Genomic DNA, 21,941 nt, shown 5'->3' with positions numbered 1-21,941 from the left:
GGGTCGTGAGTTGGCACAATGGAAGCACTATGACGACTTCATCCTCTTCGCGACGGGCATTGCTCACGGACGCGCAACTTTCCCGGCTGGCCCCGACGCACCCCCTCCGCGCGGGCGGGACCGCCGCTTCGCCGCTGATCCGGGCGATGGTGGGGGATCGTCCCGAGCATCCGCCGGTGTGGTTCATGAGGCAGGCCGGAAGGTCGTTGCCCGAGTACCGGCAGGCGCGCGAAGGCACCAACATGTTGGAGTCGTGCCTCACGCCCTCGCTGGCGGCGGAAATCACGTTGCAACCTGTCCGACGTCACGGCGTCGATGCGGCCATCTTCTTCTCGGACATCGTGGTCCCCCTCAAGATCGCCGGTCTCGACGTCGATATCGTCCCCGGGCGCGGCCCCGTCATGGGGTCGCCCTACCGGACCATGCGGGAGATCGAGACCCTGCCGGAGATTCCGGACGCCGCGTTCGATCCGATTCGGGAAGCGGTCTCGCTGACCGTGGAACAGCTGGGCAGCACCCCGCTCATTGGCTTCGCTGGGGCGCCTTTCACGGTGGCCGCCTATATGGCCGAGGGCGGATCCTCGAGGGATCATTTGGGCCCCCGCACGATGATGCACCGGGATCCCGAGGCATGGGAGGCGCTGGCGACCTGGGTCGCTCGCGTATCGGGCCAGTTCCTCGCGGCGCAGGTCGAGGCGGGTGCCAGTGCGGTGCAGCTCTTCGACTCGTGGGCGGGCTCGCTGCCGGAGCGCGATTATCGGGCCCACGTCCTGGCCCATTCCGCCGCCGCGCTCGGGGCCGTGGAGAAGTACGGGATTCCGCGGGTTCATTTCGGCACGGGAACCGGTGAGCTGCTGGGCGCGATGAAGGAAGCGGGCGGCGACGTCGTCGGCGTCGACTACCGCGTGGACCTGGACGAAGCGAGCCGCCGCGTCGGCCCCGAGACGCCGCTCCAGGGCAACATCGATCCGGCGATGCTCGACGCGGGGTGGGAAGTTCTCCAAAAGCACACGACCGACGTACTCTCGAAGGGCAGGGCCGCCGCGGCGCACATCGTCAATCTGGGTCACGGCGTTCCGCCGAGCACGGATCCGACCGTGCTGACTCGGCTCGTCGAATTCATCCACGAAAGTTAGTGTCGATGGCAACCACACCAGAGAACAGCACCGAAACCGGCGCCCGGACCATCAGCTCCGGGACCCGCGCCTCCATGAGCAACACCTCGTCCCCCGAACCTGAGACGAAGCCTCCTCATCGACTGCGCAAGGCACGGACGGCCCTGGTGGTCGGCGGCGGAGTCTCGGGGCTCCTCGCCGCGCGCGAACTCGCGGACCGCGGTCTGCGCGTCGTCGTGACCGAGGCCAGGGACCATTTCGGTGGGGCCGTCGGCGCCCACCAGGTGGGCGGCATGGTGCTGGACTCCGGCGCCGAGTCTTACGCGACCCGCAATGGGTCCGTGGAAGAACTGATCGAGGACCTGGGGCTCAGCGAGCTTCGCACCACGCCGGACGCTCACGGGTCGTGGTTGTACCTGCCGACCGGCCCCACCAAGATGCCTTCCTCCGGCGTGCTCGGGATTCCGGCGAATCCGCAGGATCCCGATCTCCGGGGAACGTTGACCCCCATGGGGCGGCGTCGGGCCGCGATGGACCGGCATATGCCGACGTCGGTCGGCAGCCACCAAAGGACGCTCGGGGGCCTGGTGAGGGCGCGCATGGGCCAGCAGATCGTCGACCGCTTGGTCGCTCCGGTCACCATGGGCATCCACTCGACCCATCCCGACGACCTAGACGTCGATACCGTCGCCCCCGGGCTGCGCGAGGGGATCCGTACCTACGGCTCCCTCGGAGCGTCGGCGGCGGTGCTCCGGTCGAATGCGCCCGCCGGCACACAGGTGGGAAGCCTGGTCGGTGGCATGAATCAGTTGTCCGAGGCGCTGGTGAAGGATCTCACCCGTCGCGGCGTCAGGCTGTTTGCCGGGTGCGACGTGATCGCGATCGACCGCGACGAGGTCAGCCAGAGCTGGATCGCGATCCGGCGTCAGGAAGGCGCAGCCGGCAAGAGGGCCGGGCTCACCGCCGACGTCCTCGTTCTCGCGACCGACGGACCCACCGCGGTTCGGCTGTTGAGCCCCCATCTGGATGGCGATCTGCTCCCGGACGTGCGGCGGGGCCCCGAAATCGCGTTGGTCACGCTGGTCGTCAACGCGCCCGTCCTCAACACTCCTCCCCGCGGCACCGGCGTCCTCGTGAGCGACCAGGTGCGCAACGTGCGCGCCAAGGCTCTGACCCACGCGACGGCCAAGTGGCAATGGATCGCCGACCGAGCGGGGGCGGACCGTCACATTCTTCGGCTGTCCTATGGTCGGGGGAATACCTCGCAGGGGCAGTCGATCACGGAACTGACACTCTCCGACGAACAGCTCATGAGCCTCGCGCTGCACGATGCGTCGCGCATCATGGGGACGAGCCTGAGCCGCAAGCACCTGATCGACGCCGACGTCGTCCGCTGGAAATCCGCGATGCCCCGGGTCTCGGTCGGACACCAGGAGAAAATCAAGGCCTTCCGCAAGAATCTTTCGACGCTCAGCCGGGTCGCCTCCGTGGGGGCCTGGCTATCCGGTACGGGGCTCGCCTCCGTGGTGCCGGACACTCGCACAACCATTGCCCAGCTCGACCTCGGGCAGGGCGAGACCGGATCCACCGACCCTCGGGCCTGAATCATCCCCGAGGGCACGGGACCCCTTCGTTTCGACCCTCAGCGCGTCCTGCTTTCCAGGGCGCCGTCACCGAAAGGACAGAACAACCATGGCTGATCAGAATACGGAAAGCGCACCCCGCAACTCGCGCGCCGCGACCGGCGACGACCGTCTCTACTACGCGCTCTACACCGTGTTCGCCCGTCGGGGATCCGCCTCGACGGGATCCGATGCTCAGGCCGACGCCGCCGAACTGAGCGCCGCGCTAGGACGTCTCGAGGCGGATGGCGTGACCGTTCGTGGCCTCTACGACGTCTCGGGCATGCGAGCCAACGCCGATGTGATGGTGTGGACGCACGGCGAAAACCCGGAAGACCTTCAGGCGGCCGTGCGCGAGTTGCGGCGTACCAGCGCGCTGGCCGACACGGACATCGTGTGGTCCACGATGGGCGTTCACCGCGACGCGGAATTCACCCGCAACCATGCCCCGGCCTTCGCCAAGGGCGCCGAGCCCGAGGCCTGGGTCTGCGTCTACCCGTTCGTCCGTTCGTGGGATTGGTACTACATGGACGAGGGGCATCGTTCGGAGATGCTCAAGAACCACGGCATGAAGGGCCGGGATTACCCTCAGGTCCTGGCCAACACGATCGCGACCTTCGCGCTCAACGACTACGAATGGGTCCTCGCCCTCGAAGCGCCCGAACTGGTCGACCTCGTGGACATCATGCGTCACTTCAGGAACACCGAGGCACGGCTTCACGTGCGAGAAGAGACACCGTTCTACACGGGACGTCGCATCGACGCGACCGAAGCCGTCGAGGTTCTCCGATGAAGACGCGTGCACAAGAACCGATCCCCAACCGGACCGATCCGAGAAATACCGCCAGCAACGGTCCGCAGGTCATCGACGAATCCACGGACATGATCTCCGAGGAGAGCATCGTGCGCCCCCGAGCCCAAGCGCCGGAGCATTACGACGCCGTGATCCTCTCGTCCTTCGGCGGGCCCGAGGGACAGGAGGACGTCATCCCGTTCCTCCGCAACGTCACCGCGGGACGCGGAATCCCGGATGAGCGGCTCGAAGAGGTGGCCACGCATTACCGGGCCAACGGCGGCGTCAGCCCGATCAACGAGCAGAATCGCCATCTCCTCGAGGCCCTGCGCGCGGAATTGGACGAACACGGTCCGCACCTTCCGGTCCTGTGGGCCAACCGGAATTGGGAACCGTACGTCGCCGACGTCGTCAAGGAAGCTCACCGGCGCGGCTATCGCAAGCTGCTCGTCCTGGCCACGAGCGCCTACCCCGGCTACTCGAGCTGTCGCCAGTATCGGGAGGATTACGGGGTCGCCCTGGAAGAGCTGGGGTTGACGGGTCAGATGCAGATCGACAAGCTCCGTCAGCACTACGACGCCCCTGGGTTCATTGCCTCGTTCGTGGACGGGCTCACCGACGGGCTCCAGGAGGTCCGGCGCAAGATGTCCTCCGCCGACAAGCCGGCCGCCGGAAATGGCCGGATCCGGATCGTTTTCTGCACTCACTCGGTTCCCACCAGCGCGGCCAACGAGGCCGGTCCGCGGGGAGTCGACTACGAGGGCGGCTCGGCCTACGTCGAGAAGCACCTTGAGGCCGCGCGCGCGATCCTTCGCGGGGTGGAGTCCGAAGACCCGAACCTCCTGAGGGACTGCGACTGGGAGCTGGTGTACCAGTCGCGGTCGGGCTCTCCCTCCACACCGTGGCTCGAACCCGACGTCAACGACGCGCTCGAGACGTTGAAGGGAACCGTGGACGGCGTCGTCATGGTTCCGCTGGGATTCGTCTCCGATCACATGGAAGTCAAGTGGGACCTGGACACCGAGGCCATGGAGACGTGCGAGGACCTGGGCATCCAGGCCGTCCGCGTGCCGACGCCGGGGACCCACCCGGCCTACGTCCGCTCGCTGCGGGACCTCATCGCCGAGCGGCACTCGGAGACGGCGCCCTCGACCGACCCCGAGCGCCTGGAAGCCAACCGCACGACGGCCTGCGGCGGCCGGGGCTGGTTCGATCAGTGCGATCCCCAGTGTTGTCTGCCCGCGAGGGCCGTGACCCGCAAGCCCGTGATCGCCGAATATTCGGGCCCCGCCCGAGAGGAGAAGGCAACCGTATGAGTCCCGTCCTGGTCGGTACGCGTGCATCGTCGCTGGCGACGACCCAATCGCAGCACGTCGCGGACCTGCTGACCGCGGCCGGGGTCCCGGCCGAGTTGGCCACCGTCACGACCACCGGCGACGTCACCTCCGGGCCCCTCGCGCAGCTCGGGGGCACGGGGGTCTTCGCCGCGGCGCTCCGCCAAGAACTGTTGCAAGGCAAGGTTGACCTGGCGGTTCATTCCCTCAAGGACCTGCCGACCAAGGATCTCTTCGACGGAAAACTTGCCCTCGCATACCCACCGCGAGAGGATCCGCGGGATGCCTTGGTCGGTCGCGACGGAATGCGACTCGATGACCTGCCCGAGGGGGCAACCATCGGAACCGGGTCCCCGCGTCGCGCCGCGCAGATCCGGGCGATCCGCCCGGACTGCGTCGTGACGGATATCCGGGGAAACGTGGGAACCCGGCTCTCTCGCGTGCGGGGGCTGGAACATTTTGCGACCAAGGACACCGGCGTCGGGCGAGGCACCCACGGTGACCTCGACGCCGTGGTGCTGGCCGCCGCGGGGTTGCGCCGTCTCGGATTGGCCGAGGTCGCCACCGAGTACTTGGCCGCGGACAGGGTCCTGCCTGCCGCAGGCCAGGGTTGCCTCGCCATCGAGTATCGAGCCGGCGACACCGCCGAGGAGATCCGCAAGGCCCTGACGGTGATCGAGGACGTTCCGACCAAGATCGCCGTCCTCGCGGAGCGCTCGCTCCTGCTGCGGCTGGAAGCCGGATGCGCGGCCCCGATTGGGGCCCACGCCGACATCGCAGGCGAGGAGCTGAGCCTCGACGTCGTGGTGGCCCACCCCCGGGGCACGGAGAGGTTGAGGGAACGCGGAACCACGAGCGATCTGACCCCGGAGGGCGCGGAACGGCTCGGCCGTGAACTCGCGGACCGCCTCCTGGTTCGCGGCGCCGGGCGATTCACGGAGCTGACGCTCGATTGAGCCACGTCACGGCCGAACCATCGGGACGCCGGGACGCACCTCGTGTCCTGATCACGCGCGGAATGGATCGGGCGGGGGAGCTGGTGGATCTTCTGCGACGGCACGGTGTCGAGCCGGTCCTCACGCCCCTGAGCGAGGCCGCGTCGGTCTCGGATGAGGATGCCCGAGGCGCGCTCGCCGTGCTTCGGCGCAGGCCATTTGACGCCGTGACCTTCACGAGTGCCTACGGCGTCTGGGGGTTGCACGACGTCTGCGGCCGGGCCCCGGAGCCGTTTCCCATGGGGGAGATCGCGCCGATCGTATGGTGCGTGGGCGGGGCGACCCGCGCCGCGGCGGTCGAGGCCGGTCTGGACCCGGTCGAGGCCCCGGCGACCAGCAGCGGGCGGGGCATGGTCGAGGACCGCCGCCGCGTCCTGGGAAACGAAGGCCGCCGGCGAGTGCTGTGCGTCCGCGGACGTCCGGCGCGGACCGAACTCGTCGAGGGACTGCGGGCCGACGGACACGACGTCGTCGAGGCGGTCGTTTACGAGCGTCGGCCGTACCCCGTGGACCGACCGCTGATCGCCCGGACCGAGCAATCGCCGGATCCACCGATGGTTTTAGACCGAGGGGAAACCGCGGAATTCCTCGTCAGCGGCGGCGCCTCGGCGGTCATCGCGACGTCGCCGAAGCTCGTGCAGACCGTGCACTCGCTGGGTCCGGTATCCGTGCCGGTCGTGTGCATCGGGTCGACGACGGAAGCCGCGGCCCAAGCGCTCGGCCTCACGACGATTTCTTCCGAAGGCACCACGCCCCAGGACCTCGTGCGGGCGACCACAAACCTCCTGTCCGCGCAAGACAACGAACAGAGTCGATCAAGAAAGCAGTAAAGACCATGAAGGCAGACTCAACTCAGCACGCACTCGATCTGACCCGGCGGCCGCGACGCCTTCGGACCACGCCCGCGCTGCGCGACATCGTCGCCGAGACGCGGTTGCACGCCGAAGACATGATCCAGGTGTTGTTTGTGCGCGACGGCATCGATCGCCCCGCCGAAATCACCTCGATGCCGGGCCAGTATCAGCACACGGTGGACTCCCTTCTGGAGGCGGTTCGCGAGGCCGAAAGGGCCGGCGTGAAGTGCATCGACCTTTTCGGCGTCCCCCGGGATGAGGACAAGGATTCGGACGGTTCCGTGGCGTGGGCACGCGACGGGATCCTGAACCGCGCGATTCGGGCGGTGCGGGAAGAATTCGGCGATCGCATCGTGATCATGGCCGATACCTGTTTGGACGAATTCACTGATCACGGACACTGCGGCCCGGTCATCGAGGACGCCTCCGGCGCAGTGGTGGTCGACAACGACCGCAGCGTCGAACTCTACGAGCGCATGGCGGTATCCCAGGCCGAGGCGGGGGCCCACGTCGTGAGCCCGTCCGGGATGATGGACGGGCAGATCGCCGGGATTCGCGCAGCGCTGGATGCGAAGGGTTTCCAGGACGTGTCGATCATGGCGTATTCGGCCAAGTATGCGTCGGCGTTCTTCGGCCCGTTCCGTGACGCGGTCGGATCCTCGCTGACCGGGGACCGAAAGACCTACCAGCAGGATCCGGCGAACCGGCGAGAGGCCCTGCTGGAGACCCAGCTCGACCTCGAAGAGGGCGCGGACATGGTGATGGTCAAGCCGGCCATGTCCTATCTGGATGTGCTTCGTGAAGTTGCCGACTTTGCCCCGGTTCCGGTGGCCGCCTACCAAGTCTCCGGCGAGTACGCGATGATTGAGGCGGCCGCCGCCAACGGTTGGGTGGATCGCGAGCGGATGGTCCTGGAGGTCCTCACCGGGATTCGCCGCGCCGGCGCCGACCTGATCTTCACGTATTACGCGACCGAGGTTGCCGGATGGCTGGCGCAGGGGAAACGCTGAAGCGGTTCGGCCCCACACTTCACACACCGATCTCAGGAGGAAAATCGTGACCGTTTCTGAAGAACTCTTCGACCGTTCGCGCAAGGTCATTCCGGGCGGGGTCAATTCGCCCGTGCGCGCGTTCAATTCCGTCGGCGGGGTTCCGCCGTTCATCGTGGAGGCCGAGGGGCCGTACATCACGGATGCCGATGGGCGGGAGTACGTTGACCTGGTCGGCTCGTGGGGCCCGGCGCTGCTCGGCCACCGGTATGCCCCGGTCATCGAGGCGGTCCACGCGGCGGTCGATCACGGGCTCTCCTTTGGCGCGACCACGGTAGGGGAGGCCGAGCTGGCCGAGACGGTCGTGGACCGGATCAACCGCTCCGCCGTCAACGGCAACGCGATCGACCAGTTGCGGCTCGTCTCCACCGGTACCGAGGCCACGATGACGGCCATTCGCCTTGCCCGCGGGTACACGCAGCGCGATAAGGTCATCAAATTCGCCGGGTGCTATCACGGGCACGTGGACGCATTGTTGTCCGAAGCGGGTTCGGGGGTGGCGACGCTCTCCTTGCCGGGCTCCGCGGGCGTCACGGCCGCGACGACCGCCGAAACCATCGTATTGCCGTACAACGACCTGGACGCCGTGCGCACGGCCTTCGAGAAGTTTCCCGGCGAGATCGCCGCGGTCATCACCGAGGCGGCGCCGTGCAACATGGGCGTGGTGACCCCCAAGGACGGTTTCAACGCCGGCTTGAGGAGCATCACTCGTGAGAACGGGGCGCTCATGATCTTCGACGAGGTGCTCACGGGTTTCCGCGCCTCGTCGGCCGGGTACTGGGGTTTGACCTCGGAAAACGAAGGCGGATGGGCGCCGGACATCTTCACCTTCGGAAAGGTGATCGGAGGCGGCATGCCCATCGCGGCCCTGGGTGGTCGGCGGGAAGTCATGGAGTATCTGGCGCCCACCGGGCCGGTGTATCAGGCCGGGACGCTCTCGGGTAATCCGCTGTCGGTCGCGGCCGGGATCGCGACCCTGCGACACGCCACGGGACAGGTCTACGCCGCGGTCGATCGCGCATCTCACCAGCTTCGTGGCGAGCTGAGCTCGGCTTTGGAGGCTGAAGGCGTCGACCACTCGATCCAAACCGCGGGAAATATCTTCTCGCTGGCCTTCGGGACGGGAGCACGCGGCGTCCATAACTACGAGGACATCAAGGCCTCCGAGTCGTTCCGATACACGGCGTTCTTCCACTCGATGCTGGAATCCGGCGTGTATTTGGCGCCGTCCCCGTTCGAGGCGTGGTTCTTGTCATCGGCTCACGACGACGCCGCGATGGACCGCGTCATCTCGGCCCTTCCCGCCGCGGCACGGGCGGCGGCGCAGGCGACGCGCTAGAGGCATACCTCGGTTCGCGGTGGGGCCGAATGACAGACCGGTCCGGAATGCCGGGCCGGCCTGTCGGCGTTCCTCGACGACCTCACGGGGCTTCGGGTCAGGAGCGCTCGCGTTCCGGTTGCACGGGCCAATCGCCGTTGACCGTGGTCTTCTTGCCGATCTTGTCGAAGTACGCCTGGAGATCCGTGGCCTGTTCCTTGGCCCAGGAGATTTGGTATTCGTGGAGCTCGCCGGCGGGGACGTCGAGCTGCGGGTATTTCTGCGTCATCGCCGTCGCGAGGCGCTCCGTGGCCAGGCAATCGGCGGCCGAGGTGTGGGCGTTGTCCAGCTGGACCCCGTATTCCTCGGCCAAATTGGTCAGGGTGCGTTTTCCCTTGTGATATTTGTCGACCTTTTTATTGAAGATGAGTGGGTCCAGCACGGGGTACGGGGTCAATTCCGGAAGCTCACACCGGCGCAACTCGCGGTCGAGAACCGTGAAATCATAAACCGCGTTGAAGGCGAAGATCGGGACGCCATCGGAGAACAGCCCGCCGATGGCGGAGGCCAGCTCGTAGACCACCTGTTTCAGGGGCGCGCCGTGCTCTTGCGCGTGCTCGGTGGTGATTCCGTGAACCGCGGCGGCCTCTTCCGGGATGGGAACGCCCGGGTCGGCCAACCATTCACCGTGCCTGAGCACCTCCCCGTCGGGACCGACCAGGATCAGGGACGCGGTGACGATCCGTGCCGTCCGCGGGTTAGGTCCCGTGGTCTCCAGATCGAAAGTGGCGCGGGGGCCTTGGGTCCACGGGCGCTCTGCGGGGGAGTCGTCGATCGTCATGGATCCACCGTACCCGGAAGGGGCGGCCGGTCGCCTCGTGTCTCGTCGGTGAATTGCGGGATTCGTCGGGGGGCCCGATCCGCGGTGTCGACGTCCTTAACCTGTCAGTCGAGCGTGATGAGATGGACCCATGAGCCCACACAGACAGCAACCACCGGCTTCGGGGACGTCATCGGAAGCACCGCTGGGGAATCCTGCGGTGCTCGTGGTCGGGCCGCCAGGCAGTGGACGGACCGAATCTTTAATCAGCCGTGCCCGGGAGTACGTGGAGCACGAATCCGGGCGAGGCTCCGCCGAGGAGGTGTTGCTACTGGCTCCCACTCGGGCCTCGGCCGATCGGCTTCGCGACCGCTTCTCCCAGACCATCGGGGCGGCCGTGTCCACGCCCCCGGCGCGCGCGTGGCATTCCTATGCCTTTGACGTCCTCCGTCGCGCTCACACGCAAGGTCTTCTTCCGGGCGTCATGGCCGAGCCCCGTCTGCTCGCGGGGCCCGAACAGGACGTCCTCATCGGTGAGATGCTCGAGGCCCACGCCAGGGGGCTCGGCGCTCCTCCCGCCTGGCCCCACGATCTCCACGAGGCTATCGGCACCAGGGGGTTTCGTCGGGAGATCCGGGAATTCCTGGACCGTTGCGCGGAGTTCAATCTGTCATCCGAGCATGTTCGTGAGCTGGGGAAGCGTCTGGGCCACCCCGAGTGGGTGGCCGCGGCAGACTTCCGGGTCGAATACGACCAATTGCGTCGATTGCGCATGCCTCAGGCCTTCGACCCTTCGGCCCTCATCCACGAGGCGGCATCCTTCGTGGAGTCCCACCCCGAATTCGTCCGGCTCGAGCACGAGCGCCTGAAACTCATCCTGATCGACGACCTTCAGGAGACCACCCCCGCGATTCTGAGACTCCTCCAGGCCCTCACGGCCCCTTCGTCCGTTCGCCCGCCGGAACTCATGATGACGGCGTGCACGGACACCGTGGTTCAGGGGTTCCGCGGGGCGCGTCCCGAGATCCTGTCGAACCTCGGGGACGGTTTGGTCGCTTATCGGGGCATCGACGTGCGACAAGCGACGGGACAGCATCGCATGCCGCCGGTCATTGCGGATGCCGTGCGCCGCGTCGGGGAAAGAATTCCGGTCGTGGCGCACGCGAGGCACCACCGCTTGCTTCCGCCCGCACGGGCCGTCAGGGAGCGTGAGGCGCACGCGGAGGTCAATATCGTCCTGACCCCCAGCTCCCAGCACGAGTTGCGCCTGATCTCCCAGGGGATCCTGGAGGAGCACGTTCGCGGGGGCCGGCAGCTAGAGGACATGGCGGTGATCGTCCGGGACGGTGCCTCCTTGGCACGGATCAAGCGGCATCTGGAGGCCGATGGAATTCCGGTGACGGTTCCCGTCGCCGAAGTCCCCTTGAGGGAGGAACCCGCGGTGCGGCCGTTCCTCGACGCGCTGTGGCTCGCGAGCGGTGATCGCGGCGGAGCGGACATATCGCGTGCCCTTGCGCTGCTGACCTCGCGGTTGGGCGGGGCGAGCCCCAACCGGGTCCGCCGTATTCGCCAGACGCTTCGGGCCGAAGAACTTCGTCGTGGAGGCCACCGATCGAGCGATGAATTGATCGTCGAGGCGCTGAATGGGCACGCAGAACCCGTCGAGCCCGCCGGCCGCACGGGGTCCGGAGCCGGCGGGTCCGCGGCCTCCGGGGGAGACCCCCTGGACCGCGTTCGCCGAGTTCTGTCGGCCGGCCGGAGAGCGTTGGAAGAAACCGGATCCAGCGCCGAGTCCGTGCTGTGGGCCCTCTGGGAAGCGAGCGGTCTCGCCCAGGCCTGGCGCAGCACGGCCATGGGCTCGGGCCCGGCGGCACAGCGCGCCAATAGGGACCTGGACGCCATCATGGGGTTGTTCGAAGCAGCGGAGCGTTTCGTGGACCAGCAACCGGGTGCCGGAGCTCGCGAATTCCTGGAATATATCGACAGCCAGGACCTGCCCATGGATACCCTCGCTCCCCGGTCCAGCGGGCGATCGGCGGTTTCCTTGGCGACCCCTGCTTCAGCGGCGGGCCGAGAGTGGGACTGGGTCCACGTGGCGTCGGTGCAGCAGGGCTCCTGGCCCAACACGACCCTTCGCGGCGGCCTGCTCGGCACCACGGAGCTCGCCGATGTGGTGCTTCTCGGCGCTGAACAGGCTCAACGAATGAACCGGAGAACCCGCCTGAGAGAGACTCGATACGACGAGCTACGCATGTTCGCCACGGCCATCAGCCGGAGCCGCTCCCGGCTGGTCGTCAGCGCTGTGTCGAATGAAGAAGACGAGCCCAGCGAATTTCTCGACGTGTTGGATCCGGTCGGAATGTTAGATCGCCAACCTATCCACGTGCGTCGTCCCATGACCATGCGCAGCCTCATCGCGGAACTGCGCCGCTGGGCTCAGTCCACCGACCACCCCGCTCGAGCCTCGGAGGCCGCCCGGCAGCTGGCCCGCATCGCGGGGGAAACCACGGATTCGGGCGAGCCAGCCATCCCCGGAGCTCACCCGCGAGACTGGTGGGGGCTGTTGCCGTTATCCTCCGAGGAGACGCCCTGGAGCGACGACGCACCGATTACCCTGTCTCCTTCTCGCCTGCAGTCCATCGCTTCGTCTCCGTTGGATTGGTTCGTCAGCGCATCGGGAGCCGAGGCGGCCACCGATATGTCACGTTCCTTGGGAACCTTGATCCACGACATTGCCCAAGACCTTCCGGAGGCGCCGAGCCACGAACTGAAGGCCGAACTCGATCGGCGATTCTCGATGCTCGGCCTCCCCGCGACGTGGGAAACCGACATCCTCTACGACCGTGCGGTGCGCATGCTGGAAAAATTTGCGGCGTACGCGGTCGACGTCCGTCTCACCTTTGGTCGGAGCTTGGTCGGCGTCGAAGGAGCCTTCCAAGTGCTGGTTCCGGGTCCCGCGCGTGATGCCCTGCTGACCGGACGCGTCGACCGTCTCGAAATCGACGAACTCGGTCGGTACGTGGTCATCGATCTGAAAACCGGAAAGTCCGCGCCGCCGCGTAAAGACCTGGAGCGCCACCCTCAGCTGGCCGCCTACCAGGTCGCTCTCGACGCCGGGGTAGGCCCCAGGATGTTCGCGGATGAGGGGGAGCCGCAGACCTACGAGTTGGACGGTGCCGCGCTGACCCAATTGTCGGGCGGTGCCGCCTTGGTCCAGCTCGGCACATCGACCAAAAGCTACGGAGTCCAAGACCAGGAGCCGTTAGGCCCAGAGGATTCCTGGGCGGTCGAGCTGGTTCAGCGGTGCGCAGAGCTCATTGCGCACTCGCGCTTCCAGGCTCGCCACGATGACGCTTCCTCGGGAGCATTTTCCTTCGGGTGCAGGCTTCCCGAAATTTGCCCGTTGTGTTCTGCAGGAAGGCAGGTTACCCAACCGTGAACGATCAGAAGACCGCCGATACCTCGCGCTATAGCCCCGAGGATATCGCCCGAGCGCTCGGGAAACCGCTTCCCACCCAGGAGCAGTCGGAAATCATCAGCTCGGACCTGTCGCCGCGACTCATCATTGCCGGGGCAGGATCCGGCAAGACCGCGACCATGGTGGATCGAGTCGTGTGGCTCGTCGTCAACGGGATTGTTCGCCCCGACGAGGTCCTCGGCGTGACGTTTACCAAAAAGGCAGCGGCAGAACTCCGGCACCGCATGACCCAACGCTTGGCGGCATTGAGAGAAGCGGGGCTGTACGAGCCGGACTCGGATGCCGACGAACCGGTGCTGGACCCCGTGGTGAGCACCTATCACTCCTACGCCAAGTCCCTCGTGTCTGATTATGGGCTGCGCATCGGGGTGGAAAAGGACGCCACTCAACTCGGGCAGGCCCAGTGTTATCAGCTGGCCGCGCAAATCGTCGAGAATTGGGATGGCGAGCTTCCCGCTCAGGTCCCGGCGGCCTCTACCCTCGTCAAAGCCGTCATCCAAATGTCCGGTGAGTGCGCTGAACACCTGAAGACTCCATCAGAGGTCGAGGCATACTGCGAGGCCGAGCTCGTCAGGCTCCGACGGATGCCCAATACCCATCCGAAACAGCTGAAGAAGGAAGAAAAGCTCCGCTCGACCCTCGTCGAGAAGCTGGACCACAAATTGCTCGTGGCGCGCCTGACGGAGCGCTATCGACGCGTCAAGGAAGCCATGCAGGTCATGGACTTCGGTGACCTTCTCGCTTACGCGGCCACGATGGCCCGCCGCATCGATGCGTTAGGCGAGGAACAAAGGCAGCTGTACCGAGTCGTTCTGCTCGACGAATTTCAGGACACCTCGCACGCGCAGATGGTGCTCTTTTCCAGCATTTTTGGCGGGGGTCACAGCGTCATGGCCGTGGGCGATCCGAAGCAGTCCATCTACGGCTTCCGGGGCGCCTCCGAAGGTCAGCTCTACGATTTCTACCGGTACTTTCCCTCGGATCACCCCGAGGCTTCGTACCTGTCGGTCGCTTGGCGCAACGGTACGGGGATTCTCGACGCGGCCAACGAGATCGCCCGACCGCTGACGGTCAAGGGGGAATGGGTCAGATCCGAACCCACGATGTCGGTCCCTGACCTTCGCCCCCGGCCGGAAGCGCCAGACGGCAGGGTTGTGACGGGGATATGGGAGACCGACCAGGCGGAGGCGGAAGCCATCGTCGAAACCATCAAGTCCCATCGGGACGATGCGGACCGCCGCGGAGTTGATCTTCCGACCGCGGCCGTCTTGTGCCGGGCGCGCCGTCACATGGAGACCGTACGTACCGAGTGCGAGAGACAAGGGATTCCTTATCATCTCGTTGGTCTCGGCGGACTCGTCGAGACGCCCGAGGTCACCGACGTGTTGGCGACCCTACGCGTCCTGGCGGACCCGAGCCGTTCCGACGCGCTCATGAGACTCCTCGCCGGGGCCCGCTGGCGGATCGGTCCCAAGGACGCGATGGCGCTCCACGACTGGGCCCGGTTCCTGGCGCGTCGCCGCGAACGTGCGGTGCGCCAAGGCATCCAGGAGGACTTGTCTACCCCGGAAGGACAGGCGCCGGGAGAGGAAGGGCTCCAGGGGAGCGGGAGCTCCGAAGAGTCGTCCGTTGAGGCGAGCAAACGGTTGGAAGAGCTCCTGAAGGCGGGTGGAGACGCCAGCGATGGTTCGAGTTTGATCGAAGCCCTGGAGACGCTACCACCCGAGGGCTGGACCTCTGCCGCCGGGCGTGGCCTCTCCGAGACGGCCCGAGGCCGGCTCTCACGTCTGCAGGCCGAGCTGGAGGAATTGCGGGGCTATCTCGGCGAGGACCTCACGTCGCTGGTGCATCACATTGAGAGGGTCACCCTGGTGGACATCGAGCTGACCTCCAAGCCCGGTGCGGATTACCATCAGGCCCGCGCCAATCTGGACGCGTTCTACGAGGCCGTCGCCGATTATTGCGCCACGGCACCCCGCCTGGCCGCAAGCCTCGACGTCGGTGCCCAGGCAAGCTCTGCCGAGGGCGGAGAGGACCTTGTCCTTCCGGAAGCGATGGAGCACCGGTATACGGTGACGTCGTCGGCCACGGGCGTCACGGCATTCCTCGCCTGGCTCGAGGCTGCCGTCGCCGAAGAGTCGGGCCTGCCGCTACCCGTCGGGGTCGGAGACACCTCGGCGGTCCAGATCGTGACCGTCCACGGTTCGAAAGGCTTGGAATGGGATGAGGTCTACGTTCAAGGAATGGTGGAGGGCGGGTTCCCGTCGCACACGGCCGATACCTGGTTCTCCACGGCAGGCGCCCTACCCTGGAGCCTCAGGGGGGACGCCGGATATCTACCGGTCTTGGATCTGTCCGCCGAATCGACCCAAGAGCTCGAGGAAGCTGGTCGGCGTTTTGCGGAACACAACCTAGAGCGCACCGTGGCCGAGGAACGGCGTCTCGCTTACGTGGCGGTCACCAGGGCGAGGGATGTTGTCATGTTGAGCTCGAGCCGGTGGTCCGGAACCAAGGCCAAGCCGTCGGCGCCATCGCGGTTCCTTCTCGAAGTCACTGGCGGAGACTCCGCACAGGGCGTGCCGCACGAGTCCCTGGCCGAGGTCGATGAGCCGGATGCCTCGGACAAGAACCCTCAGAGCGGGCGCATCTATGCCGCTCTCTGGCCCTTTGATCCGTTATCTCGTCCTTATGTCAGCGAATGGGCCTCGGACGAGGAGCTCAACGCCTTGACGATGACCGAGGATCATGGCGAGGGGATCCTGGATCCGGGCCCCGTTGCCACGCGTCGGCGGGACGTCCAGCGGGCGGCGGATCAGGTCCTGTCGTGGCTGAGCGGTGGACCCGACGAAAACACCTCGTCGTCGACGCTGACGGAAGACGACCGGGCCGCCGCCGAGGACTGGGACGAAGAAACCAGCCTGTTGCTGGCGATGTATCGGGCCCGGGACAACGAACAATCCCCGGGGGCAGTGCCTCAGCACGTCAGCGCGTCCCTCTTGGTGGGGCTGGCCCAGGACCCGGATCGAGTCCTGGATCAATTGGAGCGCCCGATGCCGCGGCGCCCGGAAACCACGGCACGTTCAGGAACGCGATTCCACGAATGGATCGAGGAGCATTATGGTTCCTCGGGAATGCTCGACCTCGGGGAGTCTTCCGCGGAGGAAGACGACGAAACGAGCGAATCTGACCTGAGCGAACTCAAGGAACGGTTTCGGGCCAGCGGTTGGTATGACCGACAGCCGTGGGCCGTGGAGTATCCGATCGAGACGCCTGTTGGTGGGTTCACGGTTCGCGGCAGGATCGACGCCGTCTTCCGGCAGGAGGACGAGCACGGGGAAGCCCGTTGGGAACTTGTCGATTGGAAGACCGGCAAGGTGCCCTATGGTGCCGAGCTGCGGCATAAAGCCGTGCAGCTGGCCGTGTACCGGTTGGGTTTCTCCAAACTTCATGGAATAGACCCGGCTCGCGTATCCGCCTCGTTTTTCTACGTGGCCCACGGACGTACCGTGGTTCCGCCCGATATCGCGGGGGAGGACGAGCTGGTGCGGATTCTTGACCGGCTGAAGCGTGCCGAATCCTAATTACCGGCGGCCGTCCTGGCGGTAGTGCCCCGACATCGGGACCGGATGCGCGGTATCGTCGTCCGCCGAGCCGGACGCAGCTCGCGTCGAGCCTGCCCCGGAGGGCGATCCTCCGGCCGGGTGGCTGTCACCGCGGGGCGAAAGATCCGTGGTGACATCGGTATCGGCGTCGCCCCGTCCCTGGGGGGCCTGGGGTCCGGCCGAGCGATCCGCGAAACCGCGCGCGGTCGAGGCCCCGGGCCCGGCAACCGTCGACCCGCCGGGCGTGTCCGAGGTCCGCGTGGTCGTTGGCGTCGCGGCTGAGGGATCCTTGGTGGGGACCGAGTGCGTGCCAGGCGAGGCGATCGCACCGGCAGCACGCAAATCTTCTTCGAGGGTCTCCAACATGGCCACTGCCTCGCGGACGGTTTCGCGCTCTTGCCGCTCGTGGGCACGCACCAGCCACTGGGCAATCGCGAACTCCGCGTGGAGGTATGCCCGTCGCAGAAGATACCGGTCGGGGGCATGCGGAAGTTGCACCGAGTACACCTCGATGATCGCGTCCGCGAACTCCTGGTCGGGGCAACTCATGAGCCACGAGAAGTCGAGGGAAGGGTCTCCAACGTGAAGATCGTGCCAACCGCGCACCGCCGAAAGCCTGGTGCCGTCCAACACGAGGTTGTCTTCCGTCAGGTCTCCGTGCACGACGGTCGGCCGGAATTGCCACATGCTTTCGTCTTCGAGCCAGGCTTCCCAGCGGCGCAGGAGGGCCGACGGAACCTTCCCCGTGCTCGCCGCGCGGTCCAATTCGGAGAGCATGCGTTTGCGGCACTGTTCGTGGGAGTACATCGGAAGATCTGCATCCTGGACCAGCTCGGCGGGCAGCGTGTGGATCGTGGCGATGACCTTGCCCAGCTGAGTTGCCAGAGGATCTCGCTCCGGCGTGACCACGTGGGAGCGCCGTGCGAGCTCCTCGATGTCTAGTACTTCTCCCGGAACCTCGGGATAGACGAAACTCTGGAGCCCCTGGCTGGTCGCCGAACCGACCACGGTGGGAAGCTGGAACGGCAGACGGGCGCGCAGCCCAGGAGAGAAGGAATGAAGAATCACGTGCTCCGACTCGAGACGCACGCTCGCTTCATGGTTTTGCGGGGCCCGAACTATCCACCGCTGGCGCGCAGAATCGACAACCACGGCGGACGTATAGTCCGGGTTGTCGTCTTCGTACGGTGACGCGGCCACGGGGAAGAGGCCCGGCACTCCGGCCGAGGCCATAGCGGCTAACGTTAACGGTGTTAATTTCACCTGTTCAGAGTACAAGAGAGACATGGAAGCAAGCTGATCACGTGCCACCTCGTTTAGTAACACAGCCCACACCACCGCTCGGTGGACAGCTGCTGGGAACCTCCCCGATCCGCCGGATGAGCGACGATCAACCTCGGCGGGAGACCATGGATTCAGCCCTGAGCGATCCGGCGACGCGAGTCCTGGTGATCGAGGATAGAACCGCGCGTGTCGCGTGGGACCGGGCCGGTGGCGCGGGGTTGGTATGGGAAGCCCCGCAGGACGCGCACGACGTCGTCGGCTATCTCGGAATGAACGACGAGGGACGGCACCTGTTGCTCGCTCGTTCCGCTCGTCAACAACCGGAAGACCTTCAAGCGGGCGACCCGTGGCCGGAGGGGCTCGAGGGACAGGCCCGGAACGACCAGCCGGATACGCGGTGGCTCGGTCTTCGGGAGGCGGCCCCCGTGCTGGGTCGCGAGGAGGCGACCTGGCTGAGCATGGGCATCGCCCTGATGAACTGGCAGGATGCCAACGCTTTTTGCCCCGCCTGCGGATCGGCCACGACGACCAACGCCGGTGGCTGGTCGCAAACCTGCACCGCGGAAGGCCGAGAGATCTTTCCCCGAACCGACCCGGCCGTGATCTCTGCCGTGGTGCACACCGATGAGAACGGCGTCGACCGGTTGCTCCTGGGCAATTCCGCCGCGTGGCCACCGGATCGATACTCGACGTTTGCGGGATTCGTCGAGGCGGGGGAGTCGCTTGAGGCGGCGGTGGCCCGGGAGATCTACGAGGAGTCCCACGTCGAGGTCGATCGGGCCCAGTACCTGGGATCGCAACCGTGGCCCTTTCCGAGATCCCTGATGGTCGGGTTTATCGCTCAGGCGGTGGATAGACGCTCTGCCGAGGCGGATGGCTCCGAGATCAGAAGGGTTCGATGGTTCACCCGGACCGAACTTCGCGACGAGATTCTTGCCGGAACGGTGACGCTTCCCGACGACGTCTCGATCGCGCATCACCTGATCTCTCATTGGTACGGCGAGCCGTTGCCGTCCGGGCCCCAAGCGCACGACGCCCAAGAGCGAGACCGCGCGGCCCGGCCAGCGAAATCCACGAACGGACACGAGGAGGCGAACGAAAACTGAGCACCGAACCATCGCTCGTGACGACCGGCAACCCACCTGACCCGGATCAGATTCTGGAAGGGCTCGACCCCGAACAACGCGAAGTCGCCACAAGCCTCCAGGGGCCGGTCTGCGTGCTTGCCGGGGCGGGGACCGGTAAGACGCGGGCCATCACCCACCGCATCGCCTACGGCATCGCCTCGGGAGCGTACGTGGGGCAGCGTGTCTTGGCGTTGACGTTCACGGCGCGGGCCGCCAACGAGATGCGCAATCGTCTGCGGTCCTTGGGTGCCGTGGGCGTCCAAACGCGCACCTTTCACGCGGCGGCGTTGCGCCAGCTGCAGTATTTCTGGCCGCAGGCCGTCGGGGGAACACCGCCACAGCTACTGTCCGGCAAGGCACAATACATCTCCGAGGCGGCCACCAGGCTTCGCTTCACGACCGACCGAGCCGTGCTCCGCGACCTCGCCTCCCATATCGAGTGGGCGAAGGTCTCGATGCTGACCCCCGATACCGTGGAAGAACATTTCGCGGATCGCGAGCTCCCCACCGGATTCACGCCGACCGGCATGGCGCGCATCATGCGGGGCTACGAGGACCTCAAGACCGAGCGCAACGCCATCGATTTCGAGGACGTTCTCCTTGCCACGGTCGCCATCTTGGAGGAGGACGAGGCCGTGGCGGCCTCCGTGAGGCAACAATATCGGCACTTCGTCGTGGACGAATATCAAGACGTCTCACCCCTGCAACAGCGCCTATTGGACTGCTGGCTCGGGGGCCGTGACGAGCTGTGCGTGGTCGGCGATGCTTCGCAAACCATCTATTCCTTCACGGGGGCAACGTCCCGTCACCTGCTGGATTTTCCGCGTCGACACCCCGATGGCAAGGTCATCACCCTGGTGCGGGACTATCGTTCGACCCCACAGGTGGTGCATCTCGCCAACAGCTTGCTGACCTCCCGTCGGCCGGATCGAGGGGCGACGCCGGGCGCATGGGCGGCTCCGCTCGAATTACGCGCCCAGAGACCTTCCGGGCCGGAGCCGGAATGGTTCGAGTACGGCGACGACGAGCAGGAAGCGACGGGCATCGCCGAAGATATCGCGGACCTCATCTCACACGATGGCGTGGCTCCCGCCGATATTGCCGTGCTCTTCCGCACCAACGGACAGTCGCAAGCGATCGAGCAGGCGTTGACCGATGCGGGCATCGGATACCAACTCCGCGGAACCGAAAAGTTCTTCAATCGTCCCGAGGTGAAGCAGGCCATCTTGCAGATCCGCTCGGCGGCCAGGGCGGCCGGTGACGAGCCGGCTCCTCAAGTGGTCCGGGATTGCCTGGCCTCCCTGGGCTATAAGGATCAGCCCCCGGCATCGACGGGTTCGGTGCGTTCCAAATGGGAGTCTCTCTCCGCGCTCGTGTCGCTGGCCGATCGTCTCCAGGCGGCGCACACCGCGTCGAATGGTGCGGGGGAGGCCACGTTTACCCTGGAGATGCTGGTGGAAGACCTCACGCGGCGCATCGCCCACCAGGACGCGCCCGTGATGAACGGGGTTACCCTGGCGTCCCTCCACTCGGCGAAAGGCCTGGAATGGGACGCGGTGTTCCTGTGCGGGCTGAGCGAAGGGCTCATGCCGATCAGTTTTGCTCAGACGGGCGATGAGATCGACGAAGAGCGCAGGTTGTTGTACGTCGGTATTACCCGTGCACGGGAGCGGATTTTCTTCAGCTGGTCCCTGTCCCGGACCCCGGGCGGCAAGGCCCATCGGAAGCGCTCGCGCTTCCTGGACGACATCATTCCCCGGCAGCGCGCTTAGCCGCCCGCGTCAGGCGCCGCCCCACCAGCACGAACACTGCGTCCAGGCGGGGATCCGCTCGGACGGGGGCGGCGCGGACCAACCCGTAGCTATTCGGCTCACGATCTCCGCGACGGAATGGGGCCGGAGAGTCGATCGGTGCCTGTTGTAGTGCTCTTCGATGCAGTCTCCGCAACGTCGTTCGGCCCACGGCGAGACGTTGTGGCTCAGTGTGCGGCCGAGCTCGTCGTGGAACAGCTGCAGGCACGCAACATCCGGGGCGATCGGGAGATTCCACTCGACGCGCTGGCCGGCCCACGCGGTCACGACCACGAGGTCCGGGCGCAGGACGAGGTCACGCAAACATGCCTGCAGCGGGCCGGTCGGATCTCGGGCGGACAGCTCCGTCACATACGAATCCTCTGGCCGGGATCCGCCATGGGAGAGAACCTCCGGAATGTAAGCGACCAAGGTGCGCGCCAGGCTCGCCGCCCGGGGGCGGCCCCGTTGAAAGGGACGATAGCTCGCCGCCACGAGGTCCTTCTCCCGGACCGGGGCGCGGTCCAAGAGCCACGGCAAAGGCCCCGGGCTCATGGCGATGGAGGCCGCGACGTCGGCCATTCGACCCGGGAGACCCACAAAGAGCGTGCGCGGGACCGGGGTCCTGGCCACGGGAAGCTGATCGGGGGAGGGAACTCTCTCGCCCTCTTCGGGTACCCGTGGGGCGGGGAGGGGCCAACTATTCTTCATGGCCTCCACTGTGCCGATCTGTTGGGGGATCGACCGGCTCCGGCGGGAA

The 21,941-nt window shown here is 66.4% G+C and carries 15 protein-coding genes; 12 read left to right on the top strand and 3 right to left on the bottom strand.

Going from position 1 to position 21,941, the window contains the following annotated elements; translation table 11 throughout:
• Positions 1-29: 29 nt before the first annotated feature.
• From hemE to hemL, 8 genes are all read left to right on the top strand, one after another.
• Positions 30-1,136, top strand: coding sequence for a uroporphyrinogen decarboxylase (gene hemE / locus CURSPS6_RS05880; RefSeq protein ID WP_082470130.1), 1,107 nt, complete (start codon positions 30-32; stop codon positions 1,134-1,136).
• Between the two features lie 5 nt (positions 1,137-1,141).
• Positions 1,142-2,719: a protoporphyrinogen oxidase gene (gene hemG / locus CURSPS6_RS05875; protein ID WP_235503682.1), complete on the top strand. Its 1,578-nt coding sequence runs from the start codon at positions 1,142-1,144 to the stop codon at positions 2,717-2,719.
• An 88-nt stretch (positions 2,720-2,807) separates the two neighbouring features.
• Entirely contained in the window at positions 2,808-3,530 is a 723-nt protein-coding gene (hemQ, locus tag CURSPS6_RS05870; RefSeq protein WP_030014817.1) for a hydrogen peroxide-dependent heme synthase, read from the top strand.
• Positions 3,527-4,846 (top strand): ferrochelatase, encoded by a 1,320-nt coding sequence (locus tag CURSPS6_RS05865; protein WP_030014816.1) that lies wholly within the window; start codon positions 3,527-3,529, stop codon positions 4,844-4,846. Before hemQ ends, CURSPS6_RS05865 begins: the two co-directional genes overlap by 4 nt.
• Positions 4,843-5,820 carry a hydroxymethylbilane synthase gene (gene hemC / locus CURSPS6_RS05860; protein WP_030014814.1) on the top strand — a complete coding sequence of 326 codons (978 nt, stop codon included), beginning with the start codon at positions 4,843-4,845 and terminating at the stop codon, positions 5,818-5,820. Before CURSPS6_RS05865 ends, hemC begins: the two co-directional genes overlap by 4 nt.
• Positions 5,817-6,689, top strand: a complete 873-nt coding sequence (locus CURSPS6_RS05855; RefSeq protein ID WP_030014813.1) for a uroporphyrinogen-III synthase — start codon at positions 5,817-5,819, stop codon at positions 6,687-6,689. Before hemC ends, CURSPS6_RS05855 begins: the two co-directional genes overlap by 4 nt.
• Positions 6,690-6,694: 5 nt before the next feature.
• Positions 6,695-7,723 (top strand): porphobilinogen synthase, encoded by a 1,029-nt coding sequence (hemB, locus tag CURSPS6_RS05850; protein WP_030014812.1) that lies wholly within the window; start codon positions 6,695-6,697, stop codon positions 7,721-7,723.
• Positions 7,724-7,769: 46 nt separating this feature from the next.
• Entirely contained in the window at positions 7,770-9,101 is a 1,332-nt protein-coding gene (hemL, locus tag CURSPS6_RS05845; protein ID WP_030014810.1) for a glutamate-1-semialdehyde 2,1-aminomutase, read from the top strand.
• Between the two features lie 97 nt (positions 9,102-9,198).
• Here hemL and CURSPS6_RS05840 read toward each other — a convergent pair whose 3' ends face one another.
• Positions 9,199-9,921, bottom strand: a complete 723-nt coding sequence (locus CURSPS6_RS05840; RefSeq protein WP_030014809.1) for a 3'-5' exonuclease — start codon at positions 9,919-9,921, stop codon at positions 9,199-9,201.
• A 130-nt stretch (positions 9,922-10,051) separates the two neighbouring features.
• Here CURSPS6_RS05840 and CURSPS6_RS05835 point away from each other — a divergent pair, with 130 nt between their 5' ends.
• Complete coding sequence (locus tag CURSPS6_RS05835) at positions 10,052-13,339, top strand: ATP-dependent DNA helicase (protein ID WP_082470128.1); 3,288 nt, start codon at positions 10,052-10,054, stop codon at positions 13,337-13,339.
• Positions 13,336-16,959: an ATP-dependent helicase gene (locus CURSPS6_RS05830; RefSeq protein WP_035810244.1), complete on the top strand. Its 3,624-nt coding sequence runs from the start codon at positions 13,336-13,338 to the stop codon at positions 16,957-16,959. Before CURSPS6_RS05835 ends, CURSPS6_RS05830 begins: the two co-directional genes overlap by 4 nt.
• On the opposite strand, the gene CURSPS6_RS05825 is transcribed toward CURSPS6_RS05830, so the two are convergent.
• Positions 16,960-18,213, bottom strand: coding sequence for a phosphotransferase (locus CURSPS6_RS05825; RefSeq protein WP_235503681.1), 1,254 nt, complete (start codon positions 18,211-18,213; stop codon positions 16,960-16,962).
• A 176-nt stretch (positions 18,214-18,389) separates the two neighbouring features.
• Here CURSPS6_RS05825 and nudC point away from each other — a divergent pair, with 176 nt between their 5' ends.
• Both nudC and CURSPS6_RS05815 read left to right on the top strand, forming a co-directional pair.
• Entirely contained in the window at positions 18,390-19,370 is a 981-nt protein-coding gene (gene nudC / locus CURSPS6_RS05820) for an NAD(+) diphosphatase (protein WP_200910890.1), read from the top strand.
• Positions 19,371-19,387: 17 nt separating this feature from the next.
• The gene (locus CURSPS6_RS05815; protein ID WP_030014800.1) at positions 19,388-21,163 is read left to right on the top strand and encodes an ATP-dependent helicase; all 1,776 of its coding nucleotides are present in this window, start codon (positions 19,388-19,390) and stop codon (positions 21,161-21,163) included.
• A 9-nt stretch (positions 21,164-21,172) separates the two neighbouring features.
• Here CURSPS6_RS05815 and CURSPS6_RS05810 read toward each other — a convergent pair whose 3' ends face one another.
• The gene (locus CURSPS6_RS05810) at positions 21,173-21,892 is read right to left on the bottom strand and encodes a hypothetical protein (RefSeq protein ID WP_152978066.1); all 720 of its coding nucleotides are present in this window, start codon (positions 21,890-21,892) and stop codon (positions 21,173-21,175) included.
• Between the last annotated feature and the right edge of the window lie 49 nt (positions 21,893-21,941).

It is taken from the genome of Curtobacterium sp. S6 (assembly GCF_000710345.2).
Taxonomy (GTDB): Bacteria; Actinomycetota; Actinomycetes; order Actinomycetales; family Micrococcaceae; genus Rothia.
This window is presented reverse-complemented; position numbering and strand designations above follow the sequence as displayed.